The organism is Thioclava sediminum (assembly GCF_002020355.1).
Classification (GTDB): domain Bacteria; phylum Pseudomonadota; class Alphaproteobacteria; order Rhodobacterales; family Rhodobacteraceae; genus Thioclava; species Thioclava sediminum.
The window spans coordinates 904,763-921,603 of sequence record NZ_MPZV01000002.1; the positions used below are offsets into that span (position 1 = coordinate 904,763).

The window sequence follows — 16,841 nt, forward strand, 5'->3', positions numbered from 1 at the left end:
AGGCGTCACGTCTCAGATGGGCCTGCCAATACAGGAAATGAAGGGGTTTGGGAAGCGAAGAGTCCTTAGGGAAAGAAACGGCCAACGCCCAATTCTGGCCAGATTGGCCCGCCATCCTCGGCCTGTAGTTATTAACATTGATTATTGTGGCCCCATGAACAAACCCACTGCCCTTTTCATCGATGGCGAGAACATCTCCGCCACTTTTGCTTCCCAGATCCTCAAGTTCGCGCCAGGCGCTTTCATCCGGCGTGCCTACGGTGATGTCACGCAGATTAGATCGTGGGGCGACAGCCCTTCGATCCGGCTGGTGCATTCCGGAAGCGGCAAGAACGCAGGAGACGTGTTGCTCGCCCTCGACGCACTCGAGCTCGCATTGGAACGACGCGCCGAACGGTTCGTCATCGCAAGCTCCGATGGTGACTTCACCCACCTCGCGACCAGGCTCAGGGAAAAAGGGATGGAAGTGCACGGCGTCGGACAGGAGAAAGCGCCGAAGGCATTTCGTGAAAGCTGTTCAGTGTTTCATCTGCTGAAGTCAAAAACGACCGCAGCTCCGGCACGACCGCCAGCAGTCAAGAAATCTGCCAGTCTCGATGAAAAAATTCGCGCAGCGATCGAGGCACACAGCAAGGACGGCGCTGGAGTGCCCCTCGCGGAACTGGCGACGATCATGAAGAAAGACCACGGGGTCTTGATCGGGAACTTGCCAGATAAAAAGTGGCGCCCCTATTTTTCGAACCGTCCGAAACTCTTCGCGCTTGAACCAAAGGGGCCCAAGGCACGCGTGCGATGCCGCCCTAATGGATTTTCTCAACTTTCCGCCGCAGCGAAATAGCCAGAATGCAAAACGCCCGCCCCTTTCGGGACGGGCGCAATGATGCTCGTAAGCTCTTCGATCATTCGATCGGGCGGAACTCGCCTCTGTCTTCGGACGCGAGGCTCACCACCACGATGGCGATGAAGGCCGCGATGAAGCCCGGGATGATCTCGTAAAGGAACGAGCCCCAACCCAGCGAAATCCAGACGATCACGGTCAGCGCACCGACGACGAGGCCAGCCACGCCGCCCAGACCCGTCATCCGCTTCCAGGTCAGCGACAGGATGATCAGCGGACCGAAAGCGGCACCGAAACCGGCCCATGCGTTCGACACGAGGCCGAGCACTTTGCTGTCGGGGTTCGACGCGATGATGATCGCCGCGATCCCCACTGCCAGCACGGCAAGACGGCCGACATTCACCAACGTGCGGTCCGAGGCGTCCTTGTTGAAGACGATCTTGTAGAAGTCTTCGGTCAGCGACGAGGACGACACCAGAAGCTGGCTCGACACGGTCGACATGATCGCCGCCAGAAGCGCGGCATAAAGGAAGCCGGTCACCAGCGGATGGAACAGCAGGTTCGAGAGGATGATGAAGATCGTCTCCGGATCCTGCACGTCGAGCCCGTTACGCTGCGCATAGGCGCGGCCGAAGATACCGACCGAGATCGCGCCGATCAGCGAGATCGCCATCCAGCCCATGCCGATATTCCGCGCTTTCGGCACATCGGCGACCGAGCGCACGGCCATGAAGCGCACGATGATATGCGGCTGGCCGAAATAGCCCAGACCCCAGGCGACCGCCGAGAGCCAGCCCGCGAAGGTCAGCCCATTCGTCATCGACAGGAAATTCGGGTCGATATCGGTCAGCCGGCTCGCAGCCGCGTCCACGCCGTCGCCCTGACCGGTCGTGAGGATCACGATCGGCATGATGACGAGCGCGAGCATCATGATGCAGCCCTGCACGAAATCGGTGAGCGACACGGCGAGGAAGCCGCCGATCACGGTGTACACCAGCACGACACCCAGCGTCAGGATGACCCCGGTCATGTAGCTGCCGCCGAAGGCGCTGGCGAAAAGCTTGCCGCCGCCGACGAGACCCGACGCGGTATAGACCGCGAAGAACACCACGATGATCACCGCCGAAACCATCCGCAGCAATGTCGCGTGGCTCGGGAAGCGATTGGCGAGGAAACCCGGGATGGTCAGCGCGTTGTCATAGCGCTCGGTCTGCTCGCGCAGACGCGGCGCCACGACGATCCAGTTCACGAATGCGCCGACGAAAAGGCCGATGCCGATCCAGCTTTGCGTCAGGCCCGACACAAAAAAGCGCGCCCGGCAGACCCAGAAGCAGCCATCCCGACATGTCCGATGCGCCTGCCGACAGGGCGGCAACCGCGGGCGGCAGATTACGTCCGCCCAGCATATATTCCTCGGAGCTCGACGTGGACTTGCGCCACGCATAGACCCCGATGGCCAGCATCAGCACGAAATACAGTGCCAAGCTGATCCAGACTCCGATCTGCATTGTTCATCCTCCCTGTTACGGCACCTGCAAGGTAGTGCAGATGCCTGCGTTTTCCCGTTTGGAGGGGACGATACAGGAGGACAAGAAGTCGAACCGACCAAAGTTTTTCTAAGGTTAGGCCATTCGTCCAAAATTGCTGACTTTTGCAGCCATATAGTCCTAAACTATCAAATCAGGCAATTCACACGGAATTTCGCAAGTGAACCGCAATTGCGAGACTGAAATGGGATTACGCAAATGAAAACGCCCGCGCCAAAGGCACGGGCGTTTCGAATTCCAATCCGAGGCGGATTAGCGGCGCAGGCCGAGACGCTCGATCAGCGACTGGTAACGTGCGACGTCTTTCGCCTTCAGGTAGTCGAGCAGCTTGCGGCGCTGCGCGACGAGCATCAGAAGACCACGACGCGAGTGGTTGTCTTTCTTGTGCTCTTTGAAGTGCTCGGTCAGGTTCGCGATGCGCTTGGTCAGAACTGCGACCTGAACTTCGGGGGAACCGGTGTCACCTTCTTTGGTGCCGTATTCCTTGATAAGCGCGTTCTTGTCTTCGACAGTGATCGACATCGGGATCTCCTTACATTGAGGGTTCGGGCGCAAGCCGGGATGTCGTCCAGCAAGGTCCATAGACTGCCCCTTTCGGGACAGATGCGCGCGTATAGACGCGAATCGTCGTGTTGAAAAGCCTTATTTCAAAGCGCCATGGCCTGCTGCGCCGCGAATTGCGCGGGCGTGAGCAGCGCCACGTCCTGCGCGTTCAGCCCGGCCGCGTCCAGCACCTCGGCCAGCCGGATGCCGTCGAGCAGGATCCACGCCGCACCGGGATGCGCCTCGGAAGGCTCGATACTGATCTGCGGCGTGGCGGTGCCCTGCGGATCGTAGATGACCGCCAGCCGGTCCTGCCCGGCCGTGTAATCTGCGATTGTCGCAGGGGCGTTCGGATCGATCCAATCGCCCAGCGCGAAGCTATCGCCCCCTTCGCCGCCATGCAGCCAATCGCCCGAGCCGCCTAGCAGCACGTCCTCCCCTGCCTCGCCATTGAGCGTATCGGCATCGGCCGCCCCCGCATCGCGCGTCTCCGGCGTGACGCCGAACAGCACATCGTTCCCGGCATCGCCGTTCAGCTCGTCGCGCCCGGCATCCCCGGTCAGCACATCCGCGCCTTCGGCCCCGATTAGCGTGTCGTCGTCGGCGCCGCCCGCGAGCATATCGTCGCCCGCGCCCCCGATCAGCGTGTCCTCCCCGGCCTCGCCAAAGAGCCGATCCGATCCGAACTCGCCGGATAGGAGATCCGCCTCCATGCCGCCGACGAGTTCATCCTCGCCGTCGCCGCCGATCAGCGTGTCGGTCCCCGCATCGCCCCAGAGCGTATCGTTGCCGGACGCACCGAGGATCTGGTCGTCGCCGTCCCCGCCCCAAAGGCTGTCATCGCCATCATAGCCGTTGATCTGATCGTCACCCGCCTCCCCGGCGATCGCATCGTCGGACGCATCGCCCCAAGTGATGTCATCGCCCGGCCCCGGCTCGGACGCTGCGAGCGGCTCGGGTGCGATTTCTCCAGCACTGACCTCGGCCAGCAGAGAGACCTCCCCAGCCTCGGCATCAGCGGTCTCGAGATCGTCCGGCGTCTCCTCCTCGGGTTCGGAGGAAGCCACCATGAGACCCGCCGTGGCGCCCGCCATCAGCAGGCCCAGAACACCCGACAGAAACAACATCTCTCTCACCCCCGTGAAGATGCGAGAAATCTACCGCTGCCGGCGCGGATACCCTAGAAAACAAGCGTTAAATGCTTAACGGTTCGCTCAGCCCTCGGGGGTGAACCACAGCTCGGGCTGATGCTCATAGGCGATATAGAGCGGATGCTTCGGCGCGCCCGCCTTGGTCAGCCCGAGGTGATGCAGCGCCCGACCGCTTTCGCGCAGCAAGTCTTCCACGTCAGCGCCCCGCGACAGATGCGCGCCATGCGCGCCCCAGGCGCAGATGATCCGGTCGTCCGGGCCGCCTGCCCAGTCGAGGCTCTCGCGGATCGCCGCATCGTTTTCCGGCCCGACCGGGTCCGGCTGCGCCCGCATCACCTTCGGATCGGTAGCGCGATAGGCGAAGATATTGGTCACCCGGAACGCCCCGAAGCCCAGCGCCCGCGCGCGGCGCTCGCAGCGCTCCACGGTCGGGTCGTTCTGCACCTCGGTCGCGGTCGAGGGGTTGAGCATGATGAACAGCGCCCGCGGCTTGCTGTCATCCCAGACCCGCGTGAGCAGATAGCGGTAATTCTCGCAATCCGAATAGACCGCGATGGAGGGGGCGTCGCCTTTGATATGCTCGCGGGTGATCATCTCTCGTCCTGACCGTTATGTGCGTGACAGAGGGCGGATGCCTCCGGCGGGGATATTTGGACCAAGGGGAAGGGGCGCGTCAAAGGTTGAAGACGCGGCTCGGATGGACCTCGCCGGATTTATAGATGCCGACGGCAAGCGGCTTGCCCTCATGGCTGACCCAGACTTCTTCGCCCCATTCGGCGTCCCCGGGAAGCACCATCCCCGGATTGCCGTTCTTCAGCCGCACCGCGCCTTCGGGCGTCGCTTTCAGCTGCGGCAGATCATCAAGGCCGAGCTCCACGGGCAGCAGTTTCTCATCGAGCTCCGGCGTCTTCGCCAGCTCGTCGATCTCGGCCAGCGTGATCCCGTCGCTCGCCTCGAAGGGCCCCGACCATTCCCGGCGCAGCCAGAGCACATGGCCGAGACAGCCGAGCTTTTGCCCAAGATCGCGCGCGATGGAGCGGACATAGCCGCCCTTGCCGCAGACCAGTTCCAGCTCGACCGTGTCGGCATCGGGACGGCCCAGCATCACGAGGCTTTCGACGTAAAGAGGCCGCGCGGCGAGATCCATTTCCTCGCCCGCCCGGGCCAGCGCATAGGCGCGCTCGCCATCGACCTTCACGGCGGAAAACTGCGGCGGCACCTGTTCGATATCGCCTTCGAAGGCGGTCAGCGCGGCGGCAATCTCTTCATCCGTGGGGCGCAGATCGGAGGTCTCTATCACCTCGCCCTCGGCATCGTCGGTCTTGGTCGCAGCGCCCAGCCGCACCTGAAACCGGTAGCATTTCAGCGCATCGGTGATGAACGGCACCGTCTTGGTGGCCTCGCCCAGCGCGACCGCCAGAACCCCGGTCGCCGCCGGGTCGAGCGTGCCCGCATGGCCCGCCTTCTTGGCGCCCAGCGCCCAGCGCACCTTGTTCACCACCGAGGTGGAGGTGATGTCCGCGGGCTTATCCACGATCAGCCAGCCGGAAATGTCGCGACCCTTCTTGCGTGCCATGAGGCCTCCATATTCCAAGGGTGCGCCTGCTAGCCCAAGCGGCGCGAGCCGTCAATCTCCAGCAGCGGGGGCGGCAGGCGCGATCAGTGCGACGATCGGTCCCATCGGCAAACCCATATCCTCGCGCCCCTGACCGGGCACGGTCAGCCGCGAGATCTTGCCGTCGAGATAGAGCGCGTTGGGCACCTGCATCTCGTCACGGAAGAAGCGGCCGAATTCGTGAAAGCTCACCGGCGCATCGGAGATCGCGAAATAGGCGGTCTTGCCGTCGGCCGAGACCCCCACCCCATTACGGATATTCTTCGACGTGCCATCGGCGAGGAATTTCGGATGCAGCGCGCCGTCGATCACCAGCATCGGCCCCGATTGCGTCGCATAGGTGCAATCCTTCGGATCGGCGGCGAAGGCGCGCGATTCCGTCACCGAGAACCTCTCTCCGATGCAGAAGACCCCGTTTGGCAGCAAACCGAAATTGCCCGGACCTTCCGAGGTGACGATCGAATGCAGTTCCTTGCCGTTCTCGATGAACAGGCCCACCGGCTTGCGATCGGGATGATACATCCCGGCATTCATCGCGAAGACGACTCGGTCGCCCTGGGGAACGACCTCGGAAAGCCGCTCGGGCGTGCCGATTAGATTGCCGTCGGGATCGTCGAGGAACAGCTTCAGGTCCTGCCCGAGCTTGGCTTCGCAGACCGTGTAGGTCGTTCCATCGAAGCTGCGATCTGCGCAGGGTGCGTCGGCCAGCGCAGGCGTGGCCAACAGCATCAGCGCCGCAGCATTAGTCGCGATCGTCTTCATCGTCTTTGTCATCGTCGCGCGCAGCGATATCGCGCTGCACCGTCTCGTCCGAGAAGATCCGGCGCGTCTCATCGAGACGATCATAGGTCTCGTCCAGCCGGAAGCGCAGATCGGGGCTGTATTTCGCGGTCATTTCCTTGCCGAGCAAGCGGCGCAGCTCGCCCTTGTTGCGCGCAAGCGCCGCGATCAGCTCTTTGCCGCCTTCGCCGCCCAAGGGCGTAACATAGGCGGTCGCGACCTTCAGGTCGGGAGAGCAGCGCACCTCGCCCACCGTCACCGAGACGCGGTTGAGATCGGGATCATGCACATCGCCCCGCATCAGGAGGTCCGACAGCGTGCGTCGGATCAACTCGCCCATGCGAAGCTGACGTTGCGAAGGGCCATCGCCCGAGGAGAAACGGTTCTTTGCCATGGCGCTCACATAGGGCGTCTGCGGGTTTTGCGCAACGGGGGCTTTGCCAAGCCCGCCTGTGCAAGCTAGATAGCGCGAAACCGTGAAGGAGAAAGACATGAGCGACCTGCCGGGCATCGTGATCACCGGAGCGTCGGGCCGGATGGGCCAGATGCTGATCCGCACCGTGAGCGAGAGCGACAAGGCGCGCCTTGTGGGCGCCGTCGAACGCACGGGCCACGACTGGGTCGGCAAAGATCTGGGCGAGGTGATGGGCGGCGCGCCGAACGGTGTGATCGTGACCGACGATCCGCTCGAGGCGTTTTCCGGCGCGCAGGCCGTGATCGACTTCACCGCGCCCGCTGCCACCCGCGAATTCGCCAAGATCGCTGCGCAGGCACGCCTGACCCATGTGATCGGCACGACCGGCATGGACGAGGACGATATCGCGGCGCTCGCACCTTGCGCGCGGCACGCCGTGATCGTGCGGGCGGGCAACATGAGCCTCGGGGTGAACTTGCTCACGCAGCTGACGAAGAAAGTCGCGGCCGCGCTCGATGCCGATTGGGATATCGAGGTGATCGAAGCGCATCACAACAAGAAGGTTGATGCGCCCTCGGGCACCGCGCTGATGCTGGGCGAGGCGGCGGCGGAAGGCCGTGGCATCTCGCTCGACGACAATCGCGAGTCGGGCCGCGACGGCATCACCGGCGCACGCAAGCATGGTGCGATCGGTTTCTCGGCCATTCGCGGCGGCGATATCGTGGGCGAGCATGACGTGCTGTTCGCCGGCATGGGCGAGCGGATCATCCTGCGCCATGTCGCCACCGATCGCGCCATCTTCGCGCGCGGCGCGCTCAAGGCCGCGCTCTGGGGGCAGGACAAGCGCCCCGGCGAGTACGACATGCTGGACGTGCTGGGGCTCTGAAAGGCGCCCTCTTCCTCTTGATTCAAATATCCCGGGGGTCCGGGGGCAGCGCCCCCGGCCTCTGAGACCGCACCGCGATCAGAAGTCGATCGCGAGGCCTTTCTTCTCCCAATCGCCATAACGCACGGGCTCGGGTCCGTCGCGACCGCCAAGCTCGGTCGGCAGTTCTGCCGCCTGCGCGTTCTTGCGGCGCTCCTCGGCTTCGGCGAGCGCGCGGATCGCGGCGGGCGGCAGGTCGCGGGTCTCTTCGGGCTGATCGGACATGGCGCGTCCTTTCTTGTCTGTGGATCGGGGCATGATATAGGCCCGTGCTTAAGCCGCAACAAGCTAGGAAGCCGCAGCCCATGTCCAGACCCGACCCCGCGCGCCGCGCAGCCCTTGGCCTGATCGTGGGCGTTCTCGAGGATCGCGAAAGCCTCGCCGAGCAGATCGGTGCGGAGGCGCTCGACGGGCTGGAGCCTGCACAGCGTGCCCGCGCCCAGCGCCTTGCGACGACGACGCTGCGCCACCTGGGACGCGCCGACCGGATCATCAAACCGCATCTGCGCCGTCGCACGCCAACGGATGTGATGGCGATCCTGCGGCTGGCCACGGTCGAGCTGCTGGAGGAAAAGCAAGCCCCACATGGCGTGGTCGATGCTGCCGTGACGCTGGTGAAATCGGCCGGGCCGAAGCTGCAAAGCTTCTCGGGGCTGGTGAATGCCGTGCTGCGCAAGGTCTCCGAGGAAGGCGAGAAATGGGCCGCGACGCCCGCGCCGGAAATGCCGGGCTGGCTGCGCGGGCGCGTCATGTCGTCCTTTGGCAAGAAGGCCGCGCAGGCGATGGAGGTTGCGCATCTGGCGGGCGCGCCGCTCGATCTGAGCGTGAAAGACGATGCCGCAGGTTGGGCCGAGACGCTGGGGGCGACGCTTCTGCCGACGGGCTCGCTGCGGCTGACCGATCCGGGCAAAGTGTCCGAACTGGCCGGTTTCGAAGACGGCGCTTGGTGGGTGCAGGATGCTGCCGCCGCGCTGCCCGCGAAGCTGCTGGCCCCGGCATCTGGCGCACGCGTGCTCGACCTGTGTGCAGCCCCCGGCGGCAAGACGCTGCAACTCGCCGCGATGGGCGCCGATGTGACCGCCCTCGATATCTCCGAGGCGCGGCTGGAGCGGCTGGCGGAAAACCTCGACCGGACGCAGATAGAGGCCGAGATCGTCGCGGCCGACGCGCTCGAATGGGAGCCTGAGGCCCCCTTCGATGCGATCCTGCTCGATGCGCCCTGCTCGGCCACCGGCACGATCCGCCGACATCCCGACCTGCCCTTCATCAAGGACGGCGCCTCGATCAAGCCGCTTTTCACGCTGCAGGAACAGCTTCTGGACCGCGCGCTGCAATGGCTCAAACCCGGCGGCACGCTGGTCTATGCGACCTGCTCGCTTCTGCCCGAAGAGGGCGAGGCGCAGATCAAGGCGGCGCTTACACGGCATCCGGACCTCACCGTGATCCGTCCCGACCTGCCCGGCATCGAGCCGGACTGGATCACCGAGGAGGGCGGGCTGCGGCTGCGGCCCGATTTCTGGCCTGATCTCGGGGGGATGGACGGGTTCTACATGGCGCGACTGCAACGCTCTGCGTGAACCGACCGCCGAGGCGGTGACAGCGCGCCTGCCTCCCAGTAACGTGACCGCATTCCCCGACAGAAGGGCATGCAAGCGGCAACGGAATGGGTAAGGACAGAACCCGATCATCGGCAAAACTCGGCACGGCGCTGAACCGCCTTGCTGCTGCGCGCGCAGGCCGTGCGCAGACGGCGACCGGATTCGTCAGCCAGCCCGAGCCGCGCACGATCGGCTCTTACGCCAAGGGACGGCAACTCGTTCAGGGCAACTTCCTGTTTGCGGGCTCTCTGATCGAAGGCCCCGGGGTCAATATCTGGGACCTGCCGATACCCGGCCCGGCTTTCGAGGATGCGCTGCAGGGCTGCGGCTGGCTCGACGACCTTGCGGCGCTGGGCACCCGCGAGGCGCGCCTGCGCGCACAAGACTGGGTCTTCGGCTGGATCGACCGCTTCGGCGACGGCAGCGGGCCGGGCTGGACGCCCGACCTGACGGGGCGCCGCCTGATCCGCTGGATCAACCATGCGATCCTGCTGCTGAACGGACGCGAACGCGAGGATGCCGACCGTTTCTTCCGCGCGCTGGGGCAACAGACGATCTTCCTATCGAAACGCTGGGCGGGCGCGGCCTGCGGGCTTCCGCGGTTTGAGGCGCTGACTGGGCTTGTCTATGCGGGTCTTGCGCTGACCGGAATGGAGCGCCATGCCGACCCCGCGCTGGAGGCCCTGTCGCGCGATTGCGCGGCGGAGATCGACGCCGAGGGCGGGATCGCGACCCGAAACCCCGAGGAATTGCTGGAGATTCTGACGCTGTTGAACTGGGCCGCGGAGGCGTTGCAGACGGCAGGGCGCACGCCGCCCAGTCCGATCCTCGATGCGATCGCGCGGATCGCCCCCACCCTGCGCGCGCTGCGCCACTCCGATGGGGCGCTCGCGCGATTTCACGGTGGCGGGCGCGGACCCGAAGGGCGGCTCGACACGGCGCTTTCGGCGACCGGTATCCGCAGCGTCCGGCGCGAGCCGATCGCGATGGGTTTCGTGCGGATGCAGGGCGGGCGCGGCTCGCTGATCATCGACGCGGCGCGACCGCCGCAGGGCGACGCCTCGGCCAATGCCCATGCCTCGACGCTGGCCTTCGAGCTGACCTCGGGCCGCCGCCCGCTGATCGTCAATTGCGGCTCGGGTGCGCAATTCGGCTCGGACTGGCACCGCGCAGGCCGCGCCACCGCCAGCCATTCGACCCTCTCGATCCGAGGCTATTCCTCGTCCCGCCTCGGCCCCGAGCGCCTGTTCGGACGGGCCCCGCGCGCCTATCTCGACAAAACGCCGAAAACCGTCTGGTTCAAGCCTGACGATCTGTCGGAGACCGGGATGATCTTCGGCCATGACGGCTATGCCGAGACCCATGGCATGTCGCATATCCGCGAGCTGGACCTGTCCGTCGACGGGCGCGAATTGCGCGGGCGCGACACGCTCGGCGCGATGACCCCTGACGACATCGACCGGTTCGACCAGATATTCGAGCGTGAAGGCCTGCGCGGCATTCCCTTCGACATCCGCTTCCACCTGCATCCCGATTGCGACGCGGCGCTCGATCTGGGCGGCACCGCCGTCTCGGTTGCGCTGCGCACCGGGGAAATCTGGATTTTCCGACATGACGGGGTCGCCGATCTGGCGTTGGAACCCTCGGTTTACCTCGAAAAAGGGCGCATTCGCCCGCGTCCTGCGCAACAGATCGTGCTTTCCAGCAAGGTTCTGGACCGGGCTTGCCAGATTGGCTGGACCTTTTCGCAAGCACGCGATAACTCCACGGCCATCGACGCGCCCTGACCTTGGGGCAGATCCCGAGGATGGCCCTGGGCGCCCCTGACCTGAGCCTTGCGAGGAGCTGCCCGTGACCCGCCCGATCCCCCTGACCCGTGCGCTGATTTCCGTTTCCGACAAGACCGGACTGGTCGACTTCGCCCAAGCGCTTGCCGCGCGCGGCGTCGAACTTCTCTCGACCGGCGGCACCGCCAAGACCCTGCGCGAAGCTGGCCTCAGCGTGCGCGACGTCGCCGATCTGACGGGATTCCCGGAGATGATGGACGGCCGCGTCAAGACGCTGCATCCGAAAGTGCATGGCGGCCTGCTGGCGCTGCGCGACAACGAAGAACACCTCGCCGCGATGGAAGCGCATCAGATCGAGGCGATCGACCTGCTGGTGGTGAACCTCTACCCGTTCGAGGAAACGGTCGCGAAGGGCGCCGATTACGACACCTGCATCGAGAATATCGATATCGGTGGCCCGGCGATGATCCGGGCCGCGGCGAAGAACCACGCCTTCGTCTCGACCGTCGTGGATGTCGAAGATTACGCCGCCGTGCTCGAAGAGCTCGACGCGAATGACGGCGCGACCTCCTACCCGTTCCGCCAGCGCCTCGCCCAGATCGCCTATGCGCGCACCGCTGCCTATGACGCCGCCGTCTCGACCTGGATGGCAGGCGCCATCGGCGAAGAGACCCCGCGCCGCCGTGCCTTCGCAGGCACGCTCGCGCAGACCCTGCGCTACGGCGAGAACCCGCATCAGCAGGCGGCCTTCTACCTCGACGGCACGAACCGTCCGGGCGTCGCGACCGCCAAGCAGCTTCAGGGCAAGGAACTGAGCTACAATAACATCAACGACACCGATGCCGCCTATGAGCTGGTCTCGGAATTCGGCACCGAGAAACCCGCCGTCGCGATCATCAAGCACGCGAACCCCTGCGGCGTGGCGACCGGCGAGACCGTGATCGAGGCCTATAAGCGCGCCTTCGACTGCGACCGGACCTCGGCCTTCGGCGGCATCATCGCGCTGAACCAGACGCTGGATGCGGCGACCGCCGAAGAGATCACCAAGATCTTCTCGGAAGTCATCATCGCGCCGTCGGTGGACGACGCCGCGAAAGAGGTCATCGCGAAGAAGAAGAACGTGCGCCTGCTGGAAACCGGAGGCCTGCCCGACATCACCGCACCGATCACGACCTATCGTCAGGTCGCGGGCGGCTTCCTCGTGCAGGACAAGGACAATGGCGTGATCACGCTGGACGATCTGAAAGTCGTGACCGAGCGCCAGCCCTCCGAGCGGGAACTCAAAGACCTGCTCTTCGCGTGGAAAGTCGCGAAACACGTCAAGTCGAACGCGATCATCTACGTCAAGGACGGCGCAACCGTCGGCGTGGGCGCGGGCCAGATGAGCCGTGTCGACTCGACCCGGATCGCGGCGCGCAAGGCCGAAGACATGATGGAAGCCGCCGGCCTGACCGAGACGCCCACCAAGGGATCGGTCGTGGCGTCCGACGCCTTCTTCCCCTTCGCAGACGGTCTGATCACCGCGGCTGAGGCCGGCGCCACCGCGATCATCCAGCCCGGCGGCTCGATGCGCGATCAGGAAGTGATCGACGCGGCGAACGAGCGCGGGCTCGCGATGGTCTTCACCGGAATGCGCCATTTCCGCCACTGATCTGCCGGTATCTTTGCGTAGCCCGGTAGATACCGGGCTGCGCCTTCTGGCATGAAGACGTGACGAGAAACAAACGAGGGCCAGATGCGGCTAGCAGCGAAAGTGACAGCGGGCGTCCTGCTCCTCGACCAGGTGTCGAAATATATCGTCGTGCAGGGGATGCATCTCGATCAGCGCGGCGCGATCGACGTGGTGCCGCCCTACCTCAACTTTCGCATGGCGTGGAATCGCGGCGTCAATTTCGGCCTGTTCTCCGGCGAAACCGACTGGATGCGCTGGGTACTGATTATCGTGGCGCTTGTGATTTCGCTCTGGGTCTGGGTCTGGATCGCGCGTGAGCCGCATTCGGCGCGGGTGAATATCTCGGCAGGGCTGCTGGTCGGCGGCGCGCTTGGCAACGTGGTCGACAGGCTCGTCTATGGCGCGGTGGCGGACTTCCTGAACATGTCGCTGCCGGGCTGGCAGAACCCCTATTCTTTCAACGTCGCCGATGTGGCGATTTTCCTCGGCGCGGTCGGTCTGGTGCTGTTCACCGGCAAGGACCATCGCGCCAACGACGGCTAGCCTGTTTTTCGCAGGTGACGACGCTCCAATGTTGCGTTAAGACGGGGGCGGAACTGGCAAGGGAGTGGTTCATGCAGGCGAAGATCGGCACGCTCGGACTCGCGTTTACAGCGGTACTGACGCTGGCTGCCTGCGGCAATTCCCGCGATCCCAGCCTGATGAATCTACGGTCTTCGCACCAGGGCCCGGACGAATTCGGCGTGATTCCGACGAAACCGTTGGAGATGCCGGAGAACCTCGATGCGCTGCCGCCGCCCACGCCGGGTGGCAAGAACATCACCGATCCCACGCCCGAAGCCGATGCCGTCGCAGCCCTTGGTGGCAATCCGCGCCGCCTCGACGAGACCGGACAGGTCCCGACCTCCGATCGCGCGCTGGTCTCCGCCGCGTCGCGCTACGGCAGCCAGTCGGGCATCCGCCAGACCCTCGCCGCCGAGGATTATCAGTGGCGCAAGGATCACGACGGCCGCCTGCTGGAGCGTCTGTTCCAGGTTTCGGTCTATTACAAAGCCTACAAGCCGATGGAGCTCGACCAGTCGGCAGAGCTTGAGCGCTGGCGCCGCCTCGGCGTCGTCACGCCCGGCGCACCGCCCTCGGGCGAAGCGCAGCGCGCGGTCAAGTAATCCGAGAAATCATCACGAGAACGTCACCGGCGTTTGCACGTCGGGCGAGAGTGCTTATCTTCGCCCAAACTGTGTCTTGTGAGGAGTTGGGCATTGCGTGCATTCCTGTTCGCCCTGCTGACATTAGCAGGTCTGAGCCCGGCGGTGGCCGGTGACGTCTCTACCTTCGAGTTGGAAAACGGCCTGAAAGGCGTCGTGATCGAGGATCATCGCGCTCCGGTCGTGGTTCATATGGTCTGGTACAAAGCCGGGTCGGCCGACGAGAAGCGCGGTAAATCCGGCATCGCCCATTACCTCGAACACCTGATGTTCAAGGGCACCGACACGATGGCGCCCGGTGAGCTGTCGAAGACGGTCGCGGCCAATGGCGGCTCGGACAACGCCTTCACCAGCTACGATTACACCGCCTATTTCCAGCGCATCGCGGCCGACCGGCTGCCGCTGGTGATGAAGATGGAAGCGGATCGGATGCGCAATCTGCGGATTTCGCCCGATGACGCGAAGACCGAACTGCAGGTTATCCTCGAAGAACGCGCGCAGCGTACCGATTCCAATCCGCAGGCTCTGTTCAACGAACAGACGCGCGCCTCGCAGTTCCTCAATTCACCCTACGGCACGCCGGTCATCGGCTGGCGCAAGGAGATGGAAGGGCTGACCCGGCAGGACGCGCTCAACTGGTATCACGAATATTATGCACCCAATAACGCGATCCTCGTGGTCGCGGGCGATGTGAAGCCCGACGAGGTGAAGGCGCTGGCCGAGAAGTATTACGGCAAGCTGAAACCGACCGAAGACCTCAGCCCCCGCGCCCGCCCGCAGGAGCCGCCGCAACGCGCCTCGCGCCACCTGACCTTCGAGGATCCGCAGATCGCACAGCCCTATCTGGTGCGCAGCTACCTCGCCCCCGAACGCAATCCGGGCGACCAGAAGCGCGCCGCCGCCCTGACTGTGCTGTCCGAGATTCTCGGTGGCAATCAGGCGACCTCCGTGCTGGGCCGCAAGCTGATCTATGGCGACGGCACCGCGATCTATGCGTCGAGCTATTACGACGGCATGTCGATCGATGCGACGACCTTCAACCTCTCGGTGATGCCCGCCAAGGACGTGAGCCTCCCCGAGGCCGAAAAGGCGCTCGACACGGCGCTGAAGCAATTCCTGAAGGAGGGCATTGACCCCGAGCAATTCGCCCGCATCAAGACGCAGGTGAAGGCCGCCGAAATCTATTCGCGCGACAACACGCAGGGCCTCGCGCGGCGCTATGGCGAGGCGCTGGCCTCGGGCTTCTCGGTGAAAGATGTCGAGGATTGGCCGGATGTTCTGACCTCGGTGACGGAAGAGGACGTGATGGCCGCCGCTCGCGACCTGTTCCAGAACAAGGACTCGGTGACGGGCTATGCCAAGCGCCCCGATGACGCCCCCACCGAAGCTGCGGCCCCCGCCGCACCGCCCGCGCCTGCGCAGGAGATCACCCAATGATCCACACCCGTTTCCCGATCACCGCGCGCCTCGTGATGGCGTCGCTCTTTGCATGCATCCTGGCGCTGCCCGCTCGTGCGATCGACATTCAGCAGGTCACGTCGCCCGGCGGCATCAAGGCTTGGCTGGTGGAGAATCACGACATCCCCTTCACCGCGCTCGACATCGCCTTCCGCGGCGGGGCGAGCCTCGATGCGACCGGCAAACGCGGCGCGATCAACCTGATGACCGCCACGCTCGAAGAGGGCGCGGGCGAGAAGAACTCGCAGCAATTCGCCGAGGCCGAGGAGGCGCTGGCCGCGCAATTCGGCTTCGACGTGGGCGACGACTCGCTCGATATCTCGGCCCGGATGCTGACCGAGAACCGCGACAAATCCGTCGAGCTTCTGCGCGAGGCGCTGGTCAATCCGCGCTTCGATCAAAGCGCGATCGAACGCGTGCGCCAGCAGGTGCTGGCCGTGATCGCATCTGACAAGCAAAACCCCAACGACATCGCGGCCGAGAAATTCCGCGAGATCACCTATGGCGATCACCCCTATGGCAGTTCGCTCAACGGCACCGTCGAGAGCGTGAAGGGCCTCACGCGCGAGGATCTGTTCGAAGCCAAGGACCGCGTGATGAGCCGCGATCACTTGGTGGTCTCCGCCGTGGGCGACATCACCCCGGAAGAGCTCGGGCCGATGCTCGACAAGCTGCTGGGCGATCTGCCCGCCAAGGGTGCCGACATGCCGCCCCCCGCCGATCCGAGCTTCAAGGGCGGCGTGACCACGGTCGATTTCGACAGCCCGCAATCGGTGGTGATGTTCGGCCAGAAGGGGATCGGCCTGAAAGACCCCGATTTCTTCGCGGCCTATGTGCTCAACCAGATCGTCGGCGCGGGTGGGTTCTCGTCGCGGCTGATGGACGAGGTGCGCGAGAAGCGCGGCCTGACCTATGGAATCGCCTCCTATATCGTCGACAAGGATCTGGCGAAGACGTGGCAGGGCAGCTTCGCCTCCGCCAATGAGAAGGTCGCCGAGGCGATCTCGGTCGTCAAAGAACAGTGGAAGAAAGCGGCGACCGGCCAGGTCACCGACAAGGAACTGGAGGACGCCAAGACCTACCTCACCGGCGCCTATCCGCTGCGCTTCGACGGCAATGGCACGATCGCGGGCATCCTGACGGGGATGCAGCTCAACGACATGGCGCCGAGCTATATCGACACCCGCAACGACAAGGTGAACGCGGTCACGAAGGCCGATGTCCAGCGCGTCGCCAAGCGTATCCTGAACCCCGACAACCTCACCTTCGTGGTCGTCGGACGCCCGCAGGGCCTGAACTGATTTGGC

General features: G+C 64.6%; 18 protein-coding genes. 9 read left to right on the top strand and 9 right to left on the bottom strand.

Annotated elements, in window-relative coordinates; all coding sequences use genetic code 11:
• Window positions 1–154 precede the first annotated feature (154 nt).
• A complete protein-coding gene (locus BMI91_RS11690) occupies window positions 155–838 on the top strand; it encodes an NYN domain-containing protein (RefSeq protein ID WP_158522145.1) in 684 nt (227 codons plus the stop codon).
• A gap of 61 nt (window positions 839–899) precedes the next feature.
• Here the strand turns inward: BMI91_RS11690 and putP are convergent, their stop codons facing one another.
• From putP to rbfA, 8 genes are all read right to left on the bottom strand, one after another.
• The gene (gene putP, locus BMI91_RS11695) at window positions 900–2,087 is read right to left on the bottom strand and encodes a sodium/proline symporter PutP (protein WP_244176614.1); all 1,188 of its coding nucleotides are present in this window, start codon (window positions 2,085–2,087) and stop codon (window positions 900–902) included.
• Complete coding sequence (locus BMI91_RS20185) at window positions 2,035–2,346, bottom strand: sodium:solute symporter family transporter (protein WP_208607976.1); 312 nt, start codon at window positions 2,344–2,346, stop codon at window positions 2,035–2,037. The genes putP and BMI91_RS20185 overlap by 53 nt, the downstream gene beginning before the upstream one ends.
• Window positions 2,347–2,637: 291 nt before the next feature.
• Window positions 2,638–2,907 (bottom strand): 30S ribosomal protein S15, encoded by a 270-nt coding sequence (gene rpsO, locus BMI91_RS11700; protein ID WP_075776826.1) that lies wholly within the window; start codon window positions 2,905–2,907, stop codon window positions 2,638–2,640.
• 125 nt (window positions 2,908–3,032) lie between these two features.
• Window positions 3,033–4,055: a calcium-binding protein gene (locus BMI91_RS11705; RefSeq protein ID WP_078605012.1), complete on the bottom strand. Its 1,023-nt coding sequence runs from the start codon at window positions 4,053–4,055 to the stop codon at window positions 3,033–3,035.
• Window positions 4,056–4,142: 87 nt separating this feature from the next.
• Window positions 4,143–4,673 carry a DUF1643 domain-containing protein gene (locus BMI91_RS11710; RefSeq protein ID WP_078605013.1) on the bottom strand — a complete coding sequence of 177 codons (531 nt, stop codon included), beginning with the start codon at window positions 4,671–4,673 and terminating at the stop codon, window positions 4,143–4,145.
• A 79-nt stretch (window positions 4,674–4,752) separates the two neighbouring features.
• A complete protein-coding gene (truB, locus tag BMI91_RS11715; protein WP_078605014.1) occupies window positions 4,753–5,655 on the bottom strand; it encodes a tRNA pseudouridine(55) synthase TruB in 903 nt (300 codons plus the stop codon).
• Window positions 5,656–5,706: 51 nt separating this feature from the next.
• Window positions 5,707–6,468, bottom strand: a complete 762-nt coding sequence (locus BMI91_RS11720) for a phosphodiester glycosidase family protein (protein ID WP_078605015.1) — start codon at window positions 6,466–6,468, stop codon at window positions 5,707–5,709.
• A complete protein-coding gene (gene rbfA / locus BMI91_RS11725) occupies window positions 6,437–6,868 on the bottom strand; it encodes a 30S ribosome-binding factor RbfA (RefSeq protein WP_078605122.1) in 432 nt (143 codons plus the stop codon). The genes BMI91_RS11720 and rbfA overlap by 32 nt, the downstream gene beginning before the upstream one ends.
• Window positions 6,869–6,965: 97 nt before the next feature.
• Here rbfA and dapB point away from each other — a divergent pair, with 97 nt between their 5' ends.
• Window positions 6,966–7,775 (top strand): 4-hydroxy-tetrahydrodipicolinate reductase, encoded by an 810-nt coding sequence (gene dapB / locus BMI91_RS11730; RefSeq protein WP_078605016.1) that lies wholly within the window; start codon window positions 6,966–6,968, stop codon window positions 7,773–7,775.
• Between the two features lie 78 nt (window positions 7,776–7,853).
• Here dapB and BMI91_RS11735 read toward each other — a convergent pair whose 3' ends face one another.
• Window positions 7,854–8,039: a DUF1674 domain-containing protein gene (locus BMI91_RS11735; RefSeq protein WP_078521523.1), complete on the bottom strand. Its 186-nt coding sequence runs from the start codon at window positions 8,037–8,039 to the stop codon at window positions 7,854–7,856.
• Between the two features lie 80 nt (window positions 8,040–8,119).
• Here BMI91_RS11735 and BMI91_RS11740 point away from each other — a divergent pair, with 80 nt between their 5' ends.
• The 7 genes from BMI91_RS11740 to BMI91_RS11770 all read left to right on the top strand — a co-directional run bounded on the left by BMI91_RS11740 (window position 8,120) and on the right by BMI91_RS11770 (window position 16,835).
• Window positions 8,120–9,391, top strand: a complete 1,272-nt coding sequence (locus BMI91_RS11740) for an RsmB/NOP family class I SAM-dependent RNA methyltransferase (RefSeq protein ID WP_078605017.1) — start codon at window positions 8,120–8,122, stop codon at window positions 9,389–9,391.
• Between the two features lie 86 nt (window positions 9,392–9,477).
• Window positions 9,478–11,199, top strand: a complete 1,722-nt coding sequence (locus tag BMI91_RS11745) for a heparinase II/III family protein (RefSeq protein ID WP_078605018.1) — start codon at window positions 9,478–9,480, stop codon at window positions 11,197–11,199.
• 64 nt (window positions 11,200–11,263) lie between these two features.
• Window positions 11,264–12,850, top strand: coding sequence for a bifunctional phosphoribosylaminoimidazolecarboxamide formyltransferase/IMP cyclohydrolase (gene purH, locus BMI91_RS11750; RefSeq protein ID WP_078605019.1), 1,587 nt, complete (start codon window positions 11,264–11,266; stop codon window positions 12,848–12,850).
• Window positions 12,851–12,934: 84 nt separating this feature from the next.
• On the top strand, window positions 12,935–13,414 hold the full coding sequence (lspA, locus tag BMI91_RS11755; RefSeq protein ID WP_078521531.1) for a signal peptidase II: 480 nt from the start codon (window positions 12,935–12,937) through the stop codon (window positions 13,412–13,414).
• A 71-nt stretch (window positions 13,415–13,485) separates the two neighbouring features.
• Entirely contained in the window at window positions 13,486–14,037 is a 552-nt protein-coding gene (locus tag BMI91_RS11760; RefSeq protein ID WP_078542514.1) for a DUF3035 domain-containing protein, read from the top strand.
• A 93-nt stretch (window positions 14,038–14,130) separates the two neighbouring features.
• Complete coding sequence (locus BMI91_RS11765) at window positions 14,131–15,513, top strand: M16 family metallopeptidase (protein WP_078605020.1); 1,383 nt, start codon at window positions 14,131–14,133, stop codon at window positions 15,511–15,513.
• Window positions 15,510–16,835: a M16 family metallopeptidase gene (locus BMI91_RS11770; RefSeq protein ID WP_078605021.1), complete on the top strand. Its 1,326-nt coding sequence runs from the start codon at window positions 15,510–15,512 to the stop codon at window positions 16,833–16,835. The genes BMI91_RS11765 and BMI91_RS11770 overlap by 4 nt, the downstream gene beginning before the upstream one ends.
• Window positions 16,836–16,841 lie beyond the last annotated feature (6 nt).

Coding starts and splice junctions, on each gene's coding strand:
- BMI91_RS11690 (WP_158522145.1), top strand. CDS start 155: ATGAACAAACCCACTGCCCTTTTCATCGATGGCGAGAACATCTCCGCC.
- BMI91_RS20185 (WP_208607976.1), bottom strand. CDS start 2,346: ATGCAGATCGGAGTCTGGATCAGCTTGGCACTGTATTTCGTGCTGATG.
- rpsO (WP_075776826.1), bottom strand. CDS start 2,907: ATGTCGATCACTGTCGAAGACAAGAACGCGCTTATCAAGGAATACGGC.
- BMI91_RS11705 (WP_078605012.1), bottom strand. CDS start 4,055: ATGTTGTTTCTGTCGGGTGTTCTGGGCCTGCTGATGGCGGGCGCCACG.
- BMI91_RS11710 (WP_078605013.1), bottom strand. CDS start 4,673: ATGATCACCCGCGAGCATATCAAAGGCGACGCCCCCTCCATCGCGGTC.
- truB (WP_078605014.1), bottom strand. CDS start 5,655: ATGGCACGCAAGAAGGGTCGCGACATTTCCGGCTGGCTGATCGTGGAT.
- BMI91_RS11720 (WP_078605015.1), bottom strand. CDS start 6,468: ATGACAAAGACGATGAAGACGATCGCGACTAATGCTGCGGCGCTGATG.
- rbfA (WP_078605122.1), bottom strand. CDS start 6,868: ATGGCAAAGAACCGTTTCTCCTCGGGCGATGGCCCTTCGCAACGTCAG.
- dapB (WP_078605016.1), top strand. CDS start 6,966: ATGAGCGACCTGCCGGGCATCGTGATCACCGGAGCGTCGGGCCGGATG.
- BMI91_RS11735 (WP_078521523.1), bottom strand. CDS start 8,039: ATGTCCGATCAGCCCGAAGAGACCCGCGACCTGCCGCCCGCCGCGATC.
- BMI91_RS11740 (WP_078605017.1), top strand. CDS start 8,120: ATGTCCAGACCCGACCCCGCGCGCCGCGCAGCCCTTGGCCTGATCGTG.
- BMI91_RS11745 (WP_078605018.1), top strand. CDS start 9,478: ATGGGTAAGGACAGAACCCGATCATCGGCAAAACTCGGCACGGCGCTG.
- lspA (WP_078521531.1), top strand. CDS start 12,935: ATGCGGCTAGCAGCGAAAGTGACAGCGGGCGTCCTGCTCCTCGACCAG.
- BMI91_RS11760 (WP_078542514.1), top strand. CDS start 13,486: ATGCAGGCGAAGATCGGCACGCTCGGACTCGCGTTTACAGCGGTACTG.
- BMI91_RS11770 (WP_078605021.1), top strand. CDS start 15,510: ATGATCCACACCCGTTTCCCGATCACCGCGCGCCTCGTGATGGCGTCG.